The organism is Tepidiphilus thermophilus (assembly GCF_001418245.1).
Taxonomy (GTDB): domain Bacteria; phylum Pseudomonadota; class Gammaproteobacteria; order Burkholderiales; family Rhodocyclaceae; genus Tepidiphilus; species Tepidiphilus succinatimandens.
This window is the reverse complement of sequence record NZ_LIPU01000004.1, coordinates 1-19,055: the sequence shown is the minus strand read 5'-3', so window position 1 is coordinate 19,055 and position 19,055 is coordinate 1. Positions and strand designations below refer to the sequence as shown.

15 protein-coding genes and 2 pseudogenes are annotated in these 19,055 nt (G+C 62.5%); 11 read left to right on the top strand and 6 right to left on the bottom strand.

What is annotated here, in order from left to right; genetic code table 11:
• Positions 1–82 precede the first annotated feature (82 nt).
• A complete protein-coding gene (locus tag ASC37_RS04415; protein WP_055423221.1) occupies positions 83–1,024 on the top strand; it encodes a CysB family HTH-type transcriptional regulator in 942 nt (313 codons plus the stop codon).
• Here the strand turns inward: ASC37_RS04415 and ASC37_RS04410 are convergent.
• The 4 genes from ASC37_RS04410 to ASC37_RS04395 all read right to left on the bottom strand — a co-directional run bounded on the left by ASC37_RS04410 (position 1,012) and on the right by ASC37_RS04395 (position 3,734).
• Positions 1,012–1,650: a trimeric intracellular cation channel family protein gene (locus ASC37_RS04410; RefSeq protein WP_055423220.1), complete on the bottom strand. Its 639-nt coding sequence runs from the start codon at positions 1,648–1,650 to the stop codon at positions 1,012–1,014. The genes ASC37_RS04415 and ASC37_RS04410 overlap by 13 nt on opposite strands.
• A gap of 61 nt (positions 1,651–1,711) precedes the next feature.
• Entirely contained in the window at positions 1,712–2,161 is a 450-nt protein-coding gene (locus tag ASC37_RS04405; protein WP_055423219.1) for an OsmC family protein, read from the bottom strand.
• Between the two features lie 50 nt (positions 2,162–2,211).
• Complete coding sequence (locus ASC37_RS04400) at positions 2,212–2,814, bottom strand: YqiA/YcfP family alpha/beta fold hydrolase (RefSeq protein ID WP_055423218.1); 603 nt, start codon at positions 2,812–2,814, stop codon at positions 2,212–2,214.
• Positions 2,814–3,734: an NAD(P)-dependent oxidoreductase gene (locus tag ASC37_RS04395; RefSeq protein ID WP_456300378.1), complete on the bottom strand. Its 921-nt coding sequence runs from the start codon at positions 3,732–3,734 to the stop codon at positions 2,814–2,816. Before ASC37_RS04395 ends, ASC37_RS04400 begins: the two co-directional genes overlap by 1 nt.
• 414 nt (positions 3,735–4,148) lie before the next feature.
• Between ASC37_RS04395 and ASC37_RS04390 the strand changes: the two are divergent.
• Positions 4,149–4,520 (top strand): annotated as a pseudogene (locus ASC37_RS04390) (integrase core domain-containing protein); the annotation flags it as partial.
• A gap of 47 nt (positions 4,521–4,567) precedes the next feature.
• On the opposite strand, the gene ASC37_RS11495 reads toward ASC37_RS04390, so the two are convergent.
• On the bottom strand, positions 4,568–4,813 hold the full coding sequence (locus ASC37_RS11495; protein WP_141654649.1) for a hypothetical protein: 246 nt from the start codon (positions 4,811–4,813) through the stop codon (positions 4,568–4,570).
• A 195-nt stretch (positions 4,814–5,008) separates the two neighbouring features.
• Here ASC37_RS11495 and ASC37_RS04385 point away from each other — a divergent pair, with 195 nt between their 5' ends.
• The 9 genes from ASC37_RS04385 to tcmP are packed head-to-tail and all read left to right on the top strand — an operon-like array spanning position 5,009 to position 18,799.
• Positions 5,009–5,206 carry a hypothetical protein gene (locus ASC37_RS04385; RefSeq protein ID WP_055423215.1) on the top strand — a complete coding sequence of 66 codons (198 nt, stop codon included), beginning with the start codon at positions 5,009–5,011 and terminating at the stop codon, positions 5,204–5,206.
• Positions 5,203–8,328 (top strand): anti-phage-associated DUF499 domain-containing protein, encoded by a 3,126-nt coding sequence (locus ASC37_RS04380; protein ID WP_055423214.1) that lies wholly within the window; start codon positions 5,203–5,205, stop codon positions 8,326–8,328. The genes ASC37_RS04385 and ASC37_RS04380 overlap by 4 nt, the downstream gene beginning before the upstream one ends.
• Positions 8,329–8,330: 2 nt before the next feature.
• Positions 8,331–8,960 carry an anti-phage-associated DUF3780 domain-containing protein gene (locus ASC37_RS04375; RefSeq protein WP_072247922.1) on the top strand — a complete coding sequence of 210 codons (630 nt, stop codon included), beginning with the start codon at positions 8,331–8,333 and terminating at the stop codon, positions 8,958–8,960.
• Positions 8,957–9,604, top strand: coding sequence for a type II toxin-antitoxin system toxin DNA ADP-ribosyl transferase DarT (darT, locus tag ASC37_RS04370; RefSeq protein ID WP_055423212.1), 648 nt, complete (start codon positions 8,957–8,959; stop codon positions 9,602–9,604). Before ASC37_RS04375 ends, darT begins: the two co-directional genes overlap by 4 nt.
• 20 nt (positions 9,605–9,624) lie before the next feature.
• Positions 9,625–10,674, top strand: a complete 1,050-nt coding sequence (gene darG / locus ASC37_RS04365) for a type II toxin-antitoxin system antitoxin DNA ADP-ribosyl glycohydrolase DarG (RefSeq protein WP_055423211.1) — start codon at positions 9,625–9,627, stop codon at positions 10,672–10,674.
• Positions 10,675–10,687: 13 nt separating this feature from the next.
• The gene (locus ASC37_RS04360) at positions 10,688–13,624 is read left to right on the top strand and encodes an anti-phage-associated DUF1156 domain-containing protein (RefSeq protein ID WP_055423210.1); all 2,937 of its coding nucleotides are present in this window, start codon (positions 10,688–10,690) and stop codon (positions 13,622–13,624) included.
• Between the two features lie 25 nt (positions 13,625–13,649).
• Entirely contained in the window at positions 13,650–15,341 is a 1,692-nt protein-coding gene (locus ASC37_RS04355; RefSeq protein WP_055423209.1) for an AIPR family protein, read from the top strand.
• Between the two features lie 30 nt (positions 15,342–15,371).
• Positions 15,372–18,107: a phospholipase D-like domain-containing anti-phage protein gene (locus tag ASC37_RS04350; protein WP_055423208.1), complete on the top strand. Its 2,736-nt coding sequence runs from the start codon at positions 15,372–15,374 to the stop codon at positions 18,105–18,107.
• 26 nt (positions 18,108–18,133) lie between these two features.
• Positions 18,134–18,799 (top strand): three-Cys-motif partner protein TcmP, encoded by a 666-nt coding sequence (gene tcmP / locus ASC37_RS04345; protein WP_055423207.1) that lies wholly within the window; start codon positions 18,134–18,136, stop codon positions 18,797–18,799.
• On the opposite strand, the pseudogene ASC37_RS11240 reads toward tcmP, so the two are convergent.
• Positions 18,789–18,929, bottom strand: a pseudogene (locus ASC37_RS11240) (transposase); the annotation flags it as partial. The gene tcmP and the pseudogene ASC37_RS11240 sit on opposite strands and share 11 nt — an antisense overlap.
• Positions 18,930–19,055 lie beyond the last annotated feature (126 nt).

Here is a 19,055-nt window from a genome sequence, read left to right as displayed (position 1 = left end):
GCGGCAGTGTAGCGGCCGCCTCTGGCGCATAACAGGCGATTTGCGTTAGACTTCGATAACCGGCGGTTATTAGGAAACGGTGATGAACCTGCAGCAGATCCGCTACGTCGTCGAAGTGGTGCAGCACAATTTGAACGTGTCCGAGGCGGCCGATGCGCTCTTCACCTCGCAGCCCGGCGTCTCCAAGCAGATCCGTGCCCTCGAGCAGGAGCTGGGCGTGGACATCTTCGTGCGTCACGGCAAGCGCTTCACCGCGCTCACCGAACCGGGGCGCCAGATCGTGGCGATCTGCGAGCGCATGCTGCGCGACATGAACCACCTGCACGCGGTGGCGGAAGAATTCTCGCGCGCCGACGAGGGGGTGCTGTCGATCGCCACCACCCACACCCAGGCGCGCTATGTGCTGCCGACGGTGATCCGCAACTTCCGCGAGCGTTTTCCCAAGGTGCGCTTCTCCCTGCACCAGGGCAGCCCGCGGCAAGTGTGCGAGATGGTGATCGCCGGCGAGGCCGATCTGGCCATCGCCACCGAAGGCATCGGCGATTTCCCCGAGCTGGTCGAGCTCCCCTGCTACCAGTGGACGCACGCACTGGTCGTGCCCAAAGGCCACGAGCTCGCCACGTTGGAGCCGCTCACCCTGGAGGCGATCGCCCGCCATCCCATCATCACCTACGACGGTGCCTTCACCGGGCGCGATCACATCAACAAGGCTTTTCTCGGGCGCGCCCTCAAGCCAGAGGTGGTGCTCACGGCGATCGACTCGGATGTCATCAAGACCTACGTGCGCATGGGGTTGGGCGTGGGGATCCTGGCGAAAATGGCCTTCGACCCCGCGGCCGACGCCGACCTCGTCTGCCGCGACCTGGGGCATCTGATCGAATCGAACACGACGCGCATCGGCGTCCTGCGCGACGCCTACCTGCGCGGATTCGTCTTCGCTTTCATCGAAGCCTTCGCGCCGCACCTCAAGCGCGACGTGGTGGAGCGGGCATTGCGGGGGGACGGGGAGGATTACGGTTTGTGATGGGCTCCGCCCTCATAGGCCGGCAGATGCCAGCCCCGCGTGATGCCCAGCCCGCGCAGCGCCAGGGCCGTGCCGGCGCCGGCGGCGAGCGTGGGATCGTGGGGCCAGCCGGCCTTCAGTCCGAGGACGTAGACCGCCGCCCCGGCCGCGGCGGCGGAAGCGTAGATCTCGCGGTGCAGGATCATGGGGATCTCGTTGCAGAGGATGTCACGCAGCAGCCCGCCAAAGCTGGCAGTCATCATGCCCATCACCACGGCGATGAATCCGTTGGCTCCAGCCGAGAGCGCGGCTTGCGCACCGATGAGGGCGAAGACCGACAGACCCACCGCGTCGGCCCAGTCCAGCAGCCGGCTCCAGCGCACCGGGCGTGCCGGACGCGGTGCGAATCGCCCCCAGACGAACACCGCCCAGGCGGCGAGCAGAGTGATGACGAGATATTCCCACTGCGTGATCCAGTAGACGGGGCGATCGAGCAGCAGGTCGCGCAGCGTGCCGCCGCCGATGCCGGTCACCGTGCCGATGAGGGCAAACCCCACTGGGTCGAGCCGTTTGCGCGCCGCGGTGATCCCCCCAGAGAGGGCGAACACCGCTACGCCCGCGTAGTCGAGCCACTGGATGAGCGTCATCGGGCGGCGGGCGGGCAGGGCGAGGGGGGGCGGCTGCCCGCTGCGCAGGGGAGCGCCGGATTCATTTCAGCTGCTTGCCTTCGCCGTCGAATACGCTCAGCACCAGCGGGATGCCGGCGGCCACGCTCTGGCCGACGACGCAGAATTCCTCGAATTGCCGCAGGATGCGGTCCAGATGCTGCAGGGCGGCGGCGGGCGCCCCGATTTCCAGGCGCACGTGGATGCGACGCACGCGCAAGCGGCCGGCCTCGTTGCGCCCCATCTCGGCGCTCGCCTCGGCGCGTACGCCCTGCGGATCGTTCTTGAACTTCGTCAGGGCGAAATAGAGGCTCGAGGCCATGCAGTTGCCCACGGCGGCAAGGAGCAGGTGGGTGGGTGCGGGACCCGTACCCTTTCCTAGTGGCGGCGGCTCGTCGGTGAGCAGCGGCGACATGCCTTCGCCGAAACGCACTTCGAACTGGAACCCTTCGATCTGGCGCAGGCTGACGCGCGGCGGGATCTTCTCTTCCATGGTCGCTCCTTCCGAAGAATGGGTGGTGTCAATGGTAGCACCGGCGGCCGTCAGTGTGTCCCCGCATGCCCTGTCGGCATGAGCCCGGCCCAGACGAGGATCTCGTCGAGGTAGTCGTTCCAGCGGGTGAAACTGTGATCGCCCCCTTCGAGCACCGTCTGCTTCGCGCCTTGGTAGAAGGCAATGGTCTGGCGGTGATCGAGCAGCTCGTCGCCCAGCTCTACCATCAGCCAGATCCGCTCGGGATGCTCCAGGCGATCGCGCTCCAGCGCCCGCAGCTGCGCCACGTGTTCCGACGTCCACTCGAACGTCTCGCCGGTGTAGAGGTTGGTGAGCCGGCCCACGTAGGCGGAAAGCCCCCGCGACGGATGGACCACCGGATTGACCGCCACCGCCCGCACGCCCAACTCCTCGGCGAGCCGGGTGGCGTAGAAACCACCCAGCGAGCTTCCCACCACCGTCGGCAGCCGTCCTGTGTGCTCGGCGAGCCGCGCCACTTCGGTGCGCAGCATGGCCATCGCCTCCGCCGGAGCCACCGGCAGCTGGGGGCAGCGGAACGCGTCGGCGAGCCCTTTGGCCGCCATGTGCGCGGCGAGCGCCCTCGCCTTCACCGATTGCGGCGAGGAGCGGAAACCGTGGAGGTAGAGGATCATCAGGAGGCGTCCTTTGAGGGGGAAAGCAAACCGGCTTCCATCGCCGCGATGCGGGTGAGCGCCGCCCAGTCGAGCGCCTCTCCGCCCTGGGCCATCAGGGCGAGGAAGCGGTCGCGCACGAGGCTCGCGAGCGGCATGGGCGCCGCGGCGCGTTCGGCCGAAGCGAGCACGAAGCGCATGTCTTTCAGCCCCAGCTTGGCCGCGAAGCCGGCAGGGGAGAATCGCTCTTCGGCCACGATGCGGCCGTAGTTTTCATAGACCGGCGAGCGAAAGAGCCCGTTGATGATCTCGAGAAACTGCAGCGGCTCGATACCGGCCTTGCGCATCAGGGCATAGGATTCGCCCAGCGCCTCGAGAAGCGCCATGATCATGAAGTTGCCCGCGAGCTTGACGACGTTGGCCAGTTGGGGTTGCGTGCCGACGACGTGCACGGCTTCGCCGATCGCCTCGAAGATCGGACGAGCGCATTCGACGAACTGCGGTGTTCCGGCGACGACCACGCGCAGTTTGCCCGCCGCGGCGGCCTCGGGCCGGCCGAACACCGGGGCGGAGACGAAACCGTGCCCGGCACGGGCGTGTTCCTCGGCCAGCCGCACGACGAAAGCCTCGCTCAGGGTGCTCGACGAGACGTGGATCGCACCAGCAGGAAGCGCGGCAAAGGCGCCGTTCGCGCCGAAGAGCACCGTTTCCACCGCTGCATCGTCGGCAAGCATCGTCACTAGGGCATCCACACCCTGAACTGCCTCCGCGGGGCTGGCTGCCGGTTTCGCGCCTTGCGCCACCAACGGCTGCATCCGCTCCGGCGTGCGGTTATAGACGACGAGCTCATGGCCAGCGCGCAGCAGGTTCTGTGCCATGCCGGAACCCATCCGGCCGAGACCGAGAAAAGCGATTTTCATGCCGTGGACCTCCTCAGGGATAACGGAATCATGATAGTCGAGATGAGGGGTGGTGCAACTTTCTTCCTGTAAATGTACCAAGTCGATGTCATTGAAATGTCAAGATCAGGCATGCGAGTTGAGATAGACCTTGTCGCTCATCCTTTCCTCGTTGCATTCGGCGAGCAGGGCCGAGGCGAGGAGTAGGCAGGACGCCGGGGTGGGAAAGATCTACTGCTGGCACCGATCCGGTCCAGCATGATGCCGCTTCCATTCAACTCGGTGTATCAAGTTGCACTCGTTGGCCTGTGTCACTGAATTTACAGCCGTTGCTGACGCACGTCGGAGAGTTGATCGATCGGGGTTGATTCCCCATGTTGTCAGGGGGCTAAATCGTCGTGTTGCCTGATTCCACCGATTGACGGCTTGGCGCAGCGGGAGGAGGGAACCTCAGGACCCAGGGTGTCCGACGACAACGCCTTCGTCGAATCGCTCTTCAAGACGGCGAAGTACCGCCCCGAATTCCCGGCGCGCGGCTTCGCCAGCCTGGACGAAGCCCGTTGCTGGGGACAGAACTTTGTGCACTGGTACAACGTCGAGCATCGCCACAGCGGCCTGCGCTACGTCACCCCCGCCCAGCGACATGCAGGGGAAGACCACGCGATCCTGGCGGCACGGCACCAGACCTATCTGCAAGCCCGCGAACGTCACCCGGCACGCTGGTCCGGGCAGACACGGGACTGGACACCGATCGGGGCCGTCACGCTCAACCCGGAACGGGACAGCGTCGTTCAGGACTCTACCCAAGCTGAAATAGAAGGCAGGTGATGGCATGAATCAGGCGACAACTATCTTGACTTGCCCGAGGTACGTGCTCAAGAGGCAAAGGCCGGAATCCGCGCCAATGCTGGGGGAATGAGCAAAAAAATCCCAACCGATAAGGGTTGGGATTTTTGGTGTTGGTGGTGGAACGCGGAACCGAACCCGCGTCCCACTCCCGAGCCAGATCGTAACGCCTGGGCCTTGAGGGCGTGGATTCGATGATTTGGCCGCCAGAGAGTCGTTGAGTAACGCGTCAGCGCTATGCCGAGCTTGGCTTCTTGGCAGAACAGCGCGTTCATGAGACTCCTGCCAACAACAACGTCAGTCCATGACGCCGGTCACCCCCGCCACTTCCCTCCAAACGCCTGGAGAGCCACCCATCCCGAGCTTCGGCAAGGCAGCAGACCGAGGCGGATTGCCGACTTGCATCGCATTGCCGAAGCCGAGTCGATACTGTAGAATGCAGTACATTTGCAGTGGCTTCCGGAGAGGCTATGGCCGCAAGCAAGACCGCTACGCTGACCTTTCGGATCGATCCCGCTCTCAAGGAAGCGCTGCGCCTCGCGGCGAATCTCGAACATCGGTCCATCGCCAACATGGTCGAGGTCCTGATTCGCGACTATTGCGAACAGCGAGGGGTCGAGATTCCGCCCTCCGACGAAGCCGAGAACAACAGCGGAGTGCGCTCATGATCAAGACGGTCAAGCAGGCCTGCCGGTTCAATCCGATCATCCGGGACTACCGGATGAGCCAGGGGATCGAGAATCTGGCAGAGCTCATCAATGACGAGGGGGATGGGCGGGAGTTCTTCTCGCGCAACTTCGTCACGCACGGCATGGAGCAGCTGTTCCGTGAGGGGCTGCTGCGCTTGTCGGGCAAGTCAGATCAGGCGGTCTTCGAGCTCACCCAAGCCATGGGTGGCGGTAAGACGCACATGATGATCGCGCTCGGCCTGCTGGCGCGTCACCCGCACCTGCGTTCCGATGTCCTCCCTCCCGATCTCGCTGCCCGTGTGGACTTTGGCACGGCACGTATCGCCGCCTTCAACGGTCGCAACAATCCGGACAACTACATCTGGGGTGAGATCGCAAGCCAGCTTGGCGCCGAAGATGCCATCAAGCCCTACTGGGCCAACGGTCCCAAGGCCGTCGATCAACGCAAGTGGAAGGAAATCATCGGCGACAAGCCGACCTTGATCCTGCTGGACGAGCTGCCACCCTATCTCGACAACGCCAGCACCCAGGTGTTCGGTCAGGGCACGCTGGCCAACATGGTGGTCTACAGCCTCTCCAGCTTGATGAGCGCGGCGCTGGAGTTGCCCAACTGCGCCATTGTCGTTGCGAATCTCTCGGGTAGTTACAAGGCGCAGACGAAGGCCCTTGCCGACGCAATCTCCAATCTTCAGCAGGAGACGCGCCGTCAAGCGATGACCATCACACCGGTGCAACTGGCCGGCAACGAGATCTACGAGATCCTCAAGAAGCGGCTCATCGACGAGCTGCCCGACGAGCGCGTCATCGCGGATGTGGCCGAAGAGTACGCCCAGCAGATCAAGAAGGCCGAAGACGGCGGCTACATCGTGGCCAGCAGCATCGAGCAGATTGCCGAGCAGGTGCGCGAGACCTACCCCTTCCACCCCTCGTTCAAGCACCTTGTCGCGCTGTTCAAGGAGAACGAAGGGTTCCGCCAAACCCGTGGCCTGATGCAGTTTACCGCCCGACTCCTCAAGAGCGTCGAGGAGCGCGAGACGGATGACGTCTTCCTGATCGGCACGCAGCATCTCAACCTCAACGACGATCAGGTCAAGGACGAGATCGAACGCATCGCACCGAAGCTGATGCCGGCCGTCACGCGGGACATCGCCGACAACGGCAACGCAATTGCCGAACACATCGACGACGAGCTGGGCTCTGATGCCGCGCGACAGGTGATGACCCTGCTGCTGGCCTCGAGCCTGTCCCGCGCGGTTGGGGGGCGGATCGGCCTTTCCGAGAGCGAGCTCATCGAGTTCCTGGCTGCCCCGCAGCGCAAGCCTGACGAATTCCTTCAGGCTATGCAGCGGCTGCGGGAGGCCGCCTGGTACCTGCACCGTGAAGAGCAACGCTTCTTTATCAAGGAAACGGAGAACCTCTCGCGCCAGATCGAGCGCAACGCTAAGGAGGTCCCTCAGCCCAAAATCGATCAGGCGCTGATCAATCGTCTCACCGGCATCCTTGAGCCGGTTCGCAAGATTGCATACCAGGATGTGCAGGTCCTGCCCAAGCTCGATGAATTGAAGCTCTCCGGCCCGCGGACGCTCATCGTCATCAAGCCCGATGGCAAGGTTCCGCCGAGCGAACTTCAGAACTTCTTCGACTATCAGCAGGAGAAAAATAACCTGCTGGTGCTCACGGGCCAGGACAGCCATTTGGCGGATGCGGTCGAAGAGCGTCTGCGCGAGCTCTACGCCATCGAGCAGATCCACAAGCGCCTTCGCCCTGGCGACACGCTATTCGAAGAGGCCCGCGACCGGCTGGAAGAGGCGGAAGACCGCTTCGGCAAGGCCCTGTCGGCGGCCTACAACCGCCTCTACTTCCCGGTGAACGACCCGGTCGATGGCCGTGACGTTTTAGCCGGCGTCACCATCGATCAGGGGTTGAAGATCGGCCAGGGCGATCAGTCCGCCGAAGCTCAGATCGAGAGTCTGCTCGCAAGCCCCAGAGCGGATTACAAGCTCGTGCGAGAGCTGACGAAGGACAACCTGGACGAGTACTTCGCGCAGGCCGAGGAGTACCTCTGGCCCTCCGGCAAGGACAACCGCCGCACGCCGTGGAAGGACGTCGTCACGCGCGCCAAGTGCTCGCCCATCTGGCCCTGGATGCCGGGCGCGAGCGGCCTCGACGCCCTCAAGACGGAGGCGTTGAAGCAAGGTCGCTGGCGTCTCGGTGAAGACGGCTACATCGAGAAAGGCCCCTTCCCCAAGGACAAGGCCACGGTCAATGTGTCCGTCGTCAACGTCAAGGCCGACTCGGGAGAGACGGTGTTGAGTCTGACGCCTCGCCATGCGGGCGACAGCCCGGTGGTCTATTGGTCGACCAAGCCCGAGGTCACGGACAAGGACCAGAAGGTCGATGACCTCGACAACTTCACGACGACGGAGGGGACCCTCTACTTCTGGGTGAAGGACACCACTGGGCAACATGAAAGCGCTCCAGCCGTGCGCTGGCTGGCCGACCTGAAGATCCGTCACCAGGTCGAACCGGCTGCCGACAAGCGCCGTGTGCGCCTCGAGGCCACCCCGCGGGCAGATCTCTACTACACACTGGACGGGTCCAACCCTAAGGACGGCACTCGGTACGACGGCCCCTTCGAGATCGGCCCCGGTGCTTATCGCCTGCTGGTGTTTGCACGGGCGGGCGAAGCCAACAAGACGGCCGACTTCCAGATCCCGGCCAGCGGCGATAAGACGGTCCAGATCGTCGATGCCAAGCCGGCCCGTCTACAGAGCAAGCGCGTGTCTCTGGACACCACCGACCGTGTGTTCGGGGTCATCAATCGCTTCCGCGATCAGCCCGGAACGCGTTTCAAGGGCGTTCGCATCGAGATCGGCGAAGGCGAAAACACCGTGACCGTGCGTTTCCAGGAGCGCGAGGTCACGGCCGCCATGATCGAAGGCGTCGTCAACAGCCTTCGCGACGTTCTGGGTGAGCCCGAAGCCTTGGTCAACATCGCCATCGCTGAAGGCATTCAGTTCGACACGGGCTTTGCGCTCAAGGAGTTCGCGAAGATTGCTGGTGTTGAGCTCAAGCCGGGCGACGTGAGCCAGGAGGAATGACCATGACGCGAGCCAAGGCTGCAGCAACCCGGACGCCAGCAGGGCGTGCGCAAGTCCAGCATACGCTGGGCTTCGGGGTGCCCGCGACCTCGGACCCGCATCACTTCAAGGTGCTCATCCCCAAGAGCAGCACGGGCAAGGTTCAGATCAGCGAGTACCTCGGGCTGCAATCGGCCTCGGCGGACACCGCGGTGATCGACCGCGTCTTGCTCGACCGGCCGCGCTGGACGGCCATCCGTGCCGAGGTGCAGCGGGCCTTCAACGCACGCCTCACCGCGCACGGATTGAAGCCCAGTGCATGGAAGATCGGCGAGAACCCTGTGGATAGGCTGCTCGGCAAGGAGCTTTGCGTCCTGGCCTGGGCCGTCGAGCAGATGGAGGCATCCAAGATCCCCGTCGCCGTGAGGAACTGGCTGGCGCTTCGGCCCGAGGAGCGCTGGTGGCTGTTTGGCATGACCGCCATGGCCACTGGCGGCGTCATGGACGCCGGCAAGGGGTGGCGCATCGCGCTTCAGCATGCCCTGGGTGATGTCGCGCAGAGCGATTTGCTCGGCACCCGCGCCCGCCGCGGCCGCAACGACCGCGACGACAACCGGCTATCGCTGGACCTGTTCGGGGACGACACGGCATGACCAACGGCCTCGTACCCCCGCAGCCCAAGATCTACCACATCGCCCATGTGGATCGTCTGCCCTCCATCGTGGCCGACGGCTTCCTCTGGTGCGACGCGGCGGTCATTCGTCGTGCGCCCGCGGGTACGACCATCGGCATGAGCAGCATCAAGCAGCGGCGCTTGACCCTGACACTGAACAGCCACCCCGACCTGCACGTGGGCGACTGCGTGCCGTTCTACTTCTGCCCGCGCTCGGTGATGTTGTACCTGATCCACCAGGGCAATCATCCGGAGCTGGGTTATCGCGGTGGACAGGCCCCGATCCTGCATTTCGAAGCCGATCTGCACGCCACCGTTGCTTGGGCACAAGCCCAACAGAGGCGGTGGGCCTTCACCCTCTCGAACGCTGGTTCGTACTTCTTCGAGGACCGTTGCGATTTGGCACGCCTCGACGAAATCGACTGGGTGGCTGTTCAAGCGCGGGATTGGCGGCAGTGCAAGGAAGGCAAGCAAGCCGAGTTTCTGCTGGAGCACAGCTTTCCCTGGCACCTGATCGAGCGCGTTGGCGTACTCAATCGCACGATCTACCAGCAAGTTGTGAACGCCCTTCCGGTAAACGGACACCGACCTACGGTCGAAATCCGCCCGGATTGGTATTACTGAGAAATGAGAGGGGCACAGCCATGATCGAGTTCACCTCGGGCGACATCCTCAAGTGCGAGGCGGACGCGCTGGTCAACACCGTCAACTGTGTCGGTGTGATGGGGCGTGGGATCGCCTTGCAGTTCAAGAACGCCTTCCCCGAGAACTTCAAGGCTTACGAGGCTGCCTGCAAGCGCCAGGATGTGCAGCCGGGCCACATGTTCGTCTTCGAGACGGGTCAGCTCACGCCGCCACGCTTCATCATCAACTTCCCAACCAAGCGCCATTGGCGCGGCAAGAGCCGCATCGAGGACATCGAAGCGGGCTTGGTCGATCTGGCCCGGGTCATTCGCGACAAGGGCATCCGCTCCATCGCCATACCACCGCTGGGCAGCGGCCTGGGGGGCTTGGACTGGAGCAAGGTGCGTCCACGCATCGAGCGAGCGCTGGGGCAACTGGAGGACGTGCACGTGCTCGTGTTCGAGCCCAACGGCGCGCCCACCACTGACAAGATGGCGCATGGGCGCGAAGTGCCGGCCATGACCGCCGGTCGTGCGGCCCTGGTCGAGTTGATCCACCGTTATCTCGGCGGCTTGCTCGACCCCTTCGTGACCTTGCTGGAGGTGCACAAGCTGATGTACTTCATGCAGGAGGCAGGAGAGCCGCTGCGCTTGAAGTACGTCAAGGCGCCTTATGGCCCCTACGCCGAGAACCTGCGCCACGTGCTGCGCACGGTCGAGGGACACCTGATCGCCGGTTACGCCGACGGCGGCGATGCGCCCGACAAGCCGCTGACGCTGGTTCCCGGCGCCATCCAGGAGGCATCCGCCTTCCTCGACCAACATGCCGACAGCCGTGAACGCTTCGAGCGTGTCACCCGCCTCGTCGAGGGCTTCGAGTCGCCCTATGGCCTCGAGCTGCTCTCGACCGTGCATTGGGTCATGACGCACGAGGGGGTCAGCCAGCTCGACGACGTGGCCGCCCGCATCCACGCCTGGAACCCGCGCAAGCGCCAGTTTACGCTCCGACAGATCGCCATCGCCGCCGACAGACTCGCCTCCCAAGGCTGGGTGCAGGCAGCGACCGCTTGAAGATCACCTTGCCATGCATGCACAAACAAGAACCTCCCTCACCCCCCTGGCGCTCAAGGACGCCCCGGCACTGATTGAAACCGTCTTTCCGGCACAGAAGGTGTCGTTTGAGGCGCAAACCGAGCGGGGTGCTGGGCGTGGCCAGACGCTGACATCGATCGGCTCGTACTGGAAGGGCCGCAAGCCGCTGATTCTGGTGCGCGCTATCGTGCTGGGCAGTCTCCTGCCGCCCACCGACGACGCAGAAGCCGACCTTGCCATCTTCGAGAAGTTGATGGCCTTCGACGACGAGGCGCTGGCACGTCGTGCACTCGCGGCCAACGCGTTTTCAGCGACCAAGTTGCAGGAACTGATCCCGATCAGCGATCCGGAGCGCTACTTTAGCGGGCGCGGCTGGCGCCGGGATGTCACGGACGATGACAAGCTCGAACTCTACCGTCAGGCGCTGGCCACCTTCGCCAGCTACGAGGAAAAAGCGAGCCTGTGCAAGCGCCCGGAGGAGGTGGATCAAGACTGGCTCTACGCGCCGGTGTGGCCCCAGGTCAACCGTCATTACGCTCATCTGGGGATCAAGGCGCATTCCTTCCCGGAGTTGGTGGAGCAACTGGGCATCCTGCGCTATGGGCATCGTCCGCGCGTCGGCGACACTTTCTGCGGCGGCGGCTCCATCCCCTTCGAGGCGGCGCGTATCGGTTGCGACGTCTATGCCTCCGACCTGAACCCCATCGCCTGCATGCTCACCTGGGGGGCGCTGAACATCATCGGCGCCAATCCGCAACGTCGTGCTGAACTTGAACAGGCACAGCGCGAATTGGCAGTAGCAGTGGATGCCGAAATCATCCGCTTTGGCATTGAACATGACGAGCAAGGCAATCGGGCCAAGGCATATCTATATTGTCTCGAAACCCGCTGCCCGGAAACAGGCTGGAAAGTGCCAATGATCCAGGACCGGATCATTTCCAAGAATCGCGCCGTCATCGCTGTGTTGGAACCAGATCATGCTAATCGGCGATTCAACATCAAGGTCATCGAAGGCGTCTCGAATGACTTGCTAAGCGAGGCCAGGAAGGGAACTGTGCAGGGAGGCGATCTTGTTTACGAAATCGACGGCAAGAGCTATCGCACCCCCATCAAGACCCTGCGCGGGGACTATCGGCTGCCTGATGGCAGCACGGGCAATCGGCTGCGCCGCTGGGAAAAACACGATTTCAAGCCGCGCCCGGAAGACATCTTCCAGGAGCGGCTCTATTGCATCCAGTGGATCAAGAAGGAAACGATCGACGCCGCCCGCCAAGAGACCTGGTTTGCCGAGCCCACCGAGGCGGACCTGGAACGTGAGCGCAAGGTGGAGACCATCGTCGCCAAGAACCTTACCCGCTGGCAGGAAGAAGGCTTGGTGCCCGACATGGCCATCGAGCCGGGGTACAACACCGACCAGCCGATCCGCGAGCGCGGCTGGACGCATTGGCATCATCTGTACACACCCAGAAATCTGCTTCTCATGGCGACAATAAAGAAGCATGCGAGGACGCCTGACCTTGCGCTCCTTCATTGTGGCCAGGCTGACTGGAACTCCAAGAAAGTGCGCTGGGATCGCATCTCGCTTACCGCGCTTAACGCCATGACGGACCAAGCATTGGACACCAACGTCGATTGGCTTACCCGAAGTGGCTATGTGTTCTGTCATTCCCGAAATATGACGCTTCGGGACAGAGAAGTTTTTGCGAGGAACGTGCAAATCCAATCTCGCCCCGCGAACGAGATTGAGTGCAACGCGGAGATATTCATTACTGATCCGCCGTATGCAGACGCGGTGAATTATCATGAAATCACCGAGTATTTCATCGCCTGGATGCGCAAGAACCCGCCCAAGCCGTTCGACGAATGGGTCTGGGACTCGCGCCGCGCGCTGGCGATCAAGGGCGCGGGTGAAGAGTTCCGCCGTGGCATGGTGGCGGCTTACAAAGCCATGGCAGAGCACATGCCCGACAACGGAATGCAGTGCGTGATGTTCACGCACCAGGACACTGGGGTGTGGAGCGATCTGATCGGCATCTTCTGGGCGGCGGGCCTACAAGTCGTGGCCGCCTGGTACATCGCCACCGAGACCACCTCCGAGCTCAAGAAAGGCGGCTATGTGCAGGGCACGGTGATCCTGATGCTCAAGAAGCGACCCGCCGGCGAGCGCACGGGGTTCAAGCAGCGCATCTTGCCTGCCGTGCGGCAGGAGGTGGCGCGGCAGATCGAAACCATGATGCACCTCAACGACACGGTGAGGGCACATCACGGCGAGCCGGTGTTCAACGACTCCGACCTGCAAATGGCGGGCTATGCGGCGGCGCTCAAAGTGCTCACCGCCTACACCCACATCGGCGGCGAGGACGTGACGACTTTTGCTCTCCGCCCGCGGGCGCGCGGAGAAGTGACGGTCGTGGACGAGATCGTCCAACAGGCGGCAGAGACGGCGTCGAGCCTGCTGGTGCCCGAAGGCCTTGCCCCGGACACATGGGCCAAGCTCACCGGCATCGAGCGCTTCGTGTTACGCATGCTGGACATGGAGACGACCGGCGCGCAGAAGCTCGACAACTACCAGAACTTCGCCAAAGCCTTCCGTGTGGAGGACTACAGCCGCGTGATGGGCGACATGCGCCCCAATCACGCGCGGCTCAAGCGTGTGACCGAGTTCGCCTCGCGCGATCTGACCGACGCCACCGAGCTCGGCCCCACGCGCCTGGGCCGGCTCATCATCGCCTTGCAGCAGAGGCTCGAGGGCGCCGAGCCGCAAGTCATCGTCGAGCAGATCAAGAACGAGATGGCGGACTTCCTCGAGGTGCGGCCGCTTCTGGTGGACATGCTGGCCTTCATCGAGCGCAAGTCGCCGGAGGCCGAGGTGCGCAGCGCCGCCGAGGTGCTGGGGGCGCGGCTGAAAAATCTGCGTTTCGGGGCATAAGCGACGTCACAGGAGGACTGCCACGATGAATATCAACGCATCGATCATCGACCAGCGCTTGAATGGCGTAAGCGAGGAGATCAAAGACCGCGCCCGCGAGGAGCTGGGCGTGGAAGGACCGCAGCGGCTCAAATCGTTGGCCTTCGTCTATCTGTGCGTCAAGACCATGCTGGATCTGGACGATGACGAGACCTTTGATTGTCTGACTGACGGCGGCGGCGATTTCGGTGTCGATGCCCTACACATCTCGGAGGAAAACGACGGCGAATTCGGGGTTACGCTCTTCCAGGCGAAATACAAGCAAAGTCTGGATGCCGATGCGCATTTCCCCGGCCAAGGGATTGAAGCGCTGATCAATGCCATCCGCCATGTTTTCGACCCATCCTCCGATCTTGGGACGATCAATGACCGCCTGCGAGTCAAGGTGGAGGAAGCCCGTTCGCTCATTCGCGATGGCTACATCCCGCACGTGCGCGCCATCGCCTGCAACAACGGTCTGCGATGGAACGAAGATGCACAATTGGCCATCGAGCGCGCCGGTTTCGGCGGCCAAGTGACATGGGAACATGTCAATCATGACGTACTCGTGGGTATTCTGCAGCGGCCGAAACAAGTGGACGAGACCTTGCGCCTGACCGGCAAGGCGCTCGTCGAGGATCTCAACTTCAGCCGCGTGTGCATCGGCCGCATGCCCGTCACCGAGGTCGCCGCGCTCATGAAACGGCATGGCGAGCGATTGCTCGAGCGCAATATCCGCCGCTATCTCGGCCTGCACGGCAATCGCGTCAACGAGGGCATCAGAGCGACTTTGCGCTCCAACGAACCCGCCAATTTCTACTTCTTCAATAATGGCCTGACCTTGGTCTGCGACGATTTCGCTTATAACGCCCTGCAAGCGAGCGATTTTCAGATCCAGGTGGAGGACCTCCAAATCGTCAATGGCGGCCAGACCTGCATGACCATCCTCAAGACCTGCGAGGAGCTGGCGAAAGAGGGTAAAAACCTGCCTTCGGAAGCGAGCGTGCTCGTGCGGCTTTATAAGCTGCCGAAGTCGAACGAGGATCTCGTCTTGCAGATCACGCATGCCACCAATAGCCAGAACCCGGTGGACCTCAGGGACTTGCGCGCCAACGACGAGAAACAACGGCGCCTTGAACAAAGCATCGGGGATTTGGGCTTCACTTACAGAAGGAAACGGATAGATACCGCGGTCAAGCCCAGCGAAATCACCTCGGGCGCCGCGGCCGAGGCCCTGCTTGCCGTGTGGCGCAACAAGCCGCACCAGGCCAAATTCTTCACGCGCGAGCATTTCGGCAAGCTCTACGACACAATCTTCACCGATCAGACAAACGGCGCTCAGGTCATCTGCGCCGTTCTGTTGTACCGCATCGCGGAGAATCACCGCCGTCGCCCAGCCGAGGATGATCCGATCTTCGTCCGTTACGCCTCCTGTTTCATCGCCATGCAGATGGGACGCAGGCTACTCAGGGATCTCGGCTGCGCTCTCGATGGACTCGATCACCGCAATTTCGCCCAGGCCAAGCAAGCCATAGAAACCAGCGGCGAGAATTATTTCAAGAGCAGTGTCGCGGATGTGGAGAAAGCACTCAGGGGGCTCTACGGGGATGACTGGAAAGACAAGATATCGATCCAGCAGCTATCGGCGACATTCCGGCGCGGCGATTTGATTCAGCGGCTCCTCGATCTTGCCGTATAGTCTTGAAACAATGCTTGCAAGTGGGATGACATGAGCATCCGGCGCTTCTCTTCCCGCACCCATCGTCTCGATGCCAGCTTTCTGCTGCAGCATCTCAAGGGGGCGAGGAGCTACAAGCGTATCGCCGGCTACTTCACGAGCTCCCTGTTCGAGGTCGCCGGAGAGGTTCTGGAGGACATCCCCGAGATCAAGATCGTCTGCAACGTCGATATCCACCCGGATGACCTGAAAGTCGCCCAGCTGCGCGAGAGCAAGATGCTGGGCCGGTGGAACGAGCGCGCCCTGGAAGCCGAAGCGTTGCTCAACCGGGATCGGTATCGCCGACTCGATGCCTTCTTGCAAAAGCATGGCCAGGTGGTGCGGGTGGCGCCGGACGACATTTGCGGCTTCGTGCATGGCAAGGCAGGAGTGATCACGCTGGCGGACGGACGGCGACTCGGCTTCATCGGGTCTATGAACGAAACCCGCAGTGGCTGGCAGCGGCACTACGAGATCCTGTGGGAGGACGAGTCCCCCGAGGGGGTGGCCTGGATCGAGGAGGAGTTCGACTTCCTGTGGAATGCGGGCAAGCCGCTGCCCCAGGCGGTCATCCGAGAAGTGCATCGCCGTGGCTATCGCCGCGAAGTGGTCTTCGACGAGATTGATGAGGACGAGAACCTTGCGCCGGCTGCGCTGATCGAGTCCCCGCTGTACCGCGAGGGGCAGGAGCTGCAGCCTTGGCAGCAAGGATTCTTGACCGAGTGTTTGCGCCACCACCGGCTCTACGGCGCGGTGCGGCTGCTTCTGGCCGATGAGGTGGGGTTGGGCAAGACGCTGTCGCTGGCGACGGCCGCGCTGACGCTGTGTCTTCTCTCGGACAAAGAAAACGGCCCGCGACGCCCGGTCGTGATCTTTGCGCCGGCCACCCTCACCGAGCAATGGCAGACCGAGATGCTGGATAAGCTCGGCATCCCGACCGCACGCTGGGATACGGTACGCAAGGTGTGGCTGGATGCGGACGAGCGCGCCATCTCTGCAGCGGGCCGCGAGCAGATCGCACGCTGTCCGCTTCGTATCGGCATCGTGTCCACGGGCCTCATGATGCGCGACTCGTTGGAGAAGCAGCACCTGCTGGGCTTGAGGTTCGGCGTGGTGATCCTGGACGAGGCTCACAAGGCGCGCACGCGCCAAGGCTTCGGCAGGGACGCCGGAACGCCGAACGAACTGCTGGCCTTCATGCGCGAAGTCGCCGCCCGGGCGGACCATGTGCTGCTCGGCACGGCGACGCCCATCCAAACTGATCCGAGAGACCTCTGGGACCTGTTGGGTATCCTGCACCAAGGCCGAGGGCACTTCGTCTTGGGGCATGACCTGGCGGCATGGCATCGGCCCGATGAAGTGCTGGAGATCTTGGCTGGTCGCCAAGAGGTACTGGACCCCGGCCATGCCTGGGAGTTGCTGCGATCTCCGCTGCCGCGCGTCGAGTCCACCAGCGAGCCACGTGCCCGTAAACTGTTCTCGGCCATCCGGCAAGACTTGGGGCTAACCAACGGAGAATGGCAAACCAATCGCCCCTTGACCGATCTCGCCGAGGAGACGCGAGAGATCCTGGAAGAGGAACTAGAGCGGCGCATCGCCGGAGCAACGTTGTTCCAACGTGAGAACCCGTTGGTCAGGCACGTCGTGCTTCGTAAACGACAGCAGCTGGAAGACGCGAACCTGCTAACACGGGTCGGGGTCGAGATTCACCCGGATCGCTCCAAGGTGGCCGAACCGCGGATCTTCGACGTCCTGTTCGAGGGCAAGGCGCTTCGAACTTCAGAAGACTTCCGCGAGGCCTATAGCCAGGCACGCGCCTTTGGCAAGGCACTCGCCAAACGCGGCAAGGGCAGCGGGTTCATGAAGAACATGCTGGAGCAGCGCATTTGCTCCAGCATCCAAGCCGGACTCGCGACAGCTCGACGACTGTTGCAAGGGGAGGCCGTGCATGAAGAGAGAGACGAGTTCGAAGCCGACCTGGCCGTTGAAACGCAGGAGGAACGTGAAGTTCTCGAACGTCTCATCGACAGACTTCAACGGCTCGACGCGGACCCCAAGATGGAGGCCGTCATCCACTTCCTGGATAAGGAGAGGTGGCTCGAACTCGGCGTGATCATCTTCAGTCAGTACTACGACACCGCGAAATGGCTCGCGGATGAACTGGCGGTCCGTTATCCAGATGAGGCCATCGGTCTTTACGCCGGAGCGGGGCGTAGCCGCCTCTATCAGCGTGGTGACAGCGTCGCGGTGGAGCGCGAGACCCTGAAGCGCATGGTGGCCGAGCACCAAATCCGGATCATGGTAGCCACCGATGCCGCGTGCGAAGGTCTCAACCTGCAAACCCTCGGCACGCTGATCAACGTGGACCTGCCCTGGAACCCGACGCGCCTGGAACAGCGCATCGGACGAATCAAGCGCTTCGGCCAGAGGCGCGAGACTGTCGACATGCTCAACCTGGTGTTCGAGCAGACCGTGGACGAGAAGATCTACGAGCGGCTGTCCGAGCGGATGCGAAATCGCTACGACCTGTTCGGGTCCCTGCCCGACACCATCAAAGATGAATGGATCGAGGACATCGAATCCCTCGGTGAGAAGCTGGACGAGTACATCAATGCCCAGCGGACTGCCACAGGTTTTGATCTGCGTTACACGGGCACGATGGCCCCACCAGAGAAGGATTGGCGGGATTGTTCGGAAGTACTGGCTAGGCGAGACTTCGTTTCGTTGATGAGCGCGGCTTGGGGCTGACGGGCAGTCAAATGAGGAAAAACCCGATGGGAAAGCTGATCGATGGGGACAACAGTCTGCTTGACAACGACGAATTCGACAAGTTAGACGATCAGCATTCCTTCGGTGGGCCTTGGACTCGCATCAAGTTGGAGGCGCTTGAGAAGTACCTCGTGGCATTCAATACCGCGCTCAGCAAGCAGAGCTTCACGCGGCTCTATATCGACGCGTTCGCCGGTACAGGCCGTTGCGACATCAAGGTTGATGGCGAGAAGAAAACCGTCGACGGCTCCGCGCGAAGGGCATTGGCCACCAACCCCGCGTTCCACAAGTTCTACTTTATCGAACTCCGCACCAAGAAGCTGGCCGCGCTGAATGCGCTTGGTGCGGAATACCCTGACAAGACCATCGAAGTGATCAAGAGCGATGCCAATGCGGCATTGAAAACCCTCTGCGGCCGATACCAGTGGCGAAGCGAGCGGGCCGTGCTGTTCCTTGATCCGTTCGGAATGCACGTCGAATGGTCAACGCTGGAAGCGATTGCCAAGACCGGCGCAGTTGATGTCTGGTATCTGTTTCCGTATGCCGGACTGTATCGGCAAGCCGCCAAGAATGCGGATGCGCTGGATGCTGACAAGGAGGCATCTCGGTTGTGCAACCTTTTTTCTGTAAATTTCCGTGGTGTTGGTCATGACGCCGGGGTTACGGGTTGAGGTTGAGATAGACCTTGCCGGTCATCCACTCGTCGTCGAGTTCGGCCAGCAGCGCCGAGACCAGGCGCAGGCAGGAATCCATGTTGGGGAAGATGCTGGCCACTCGGGTGCGTCGTCGCAGTTCCCGGTGTCGGGTAGCAGGACGGCATTACTGCCGCCCCGCCCCCTAAGAACCGTACGTGCGAGTTTCCCCGCATACGGCTCAAGCCTCTGCAAAGCTCCTTTTGACAGGAGCCGGCAGTTCACTTACCACCTT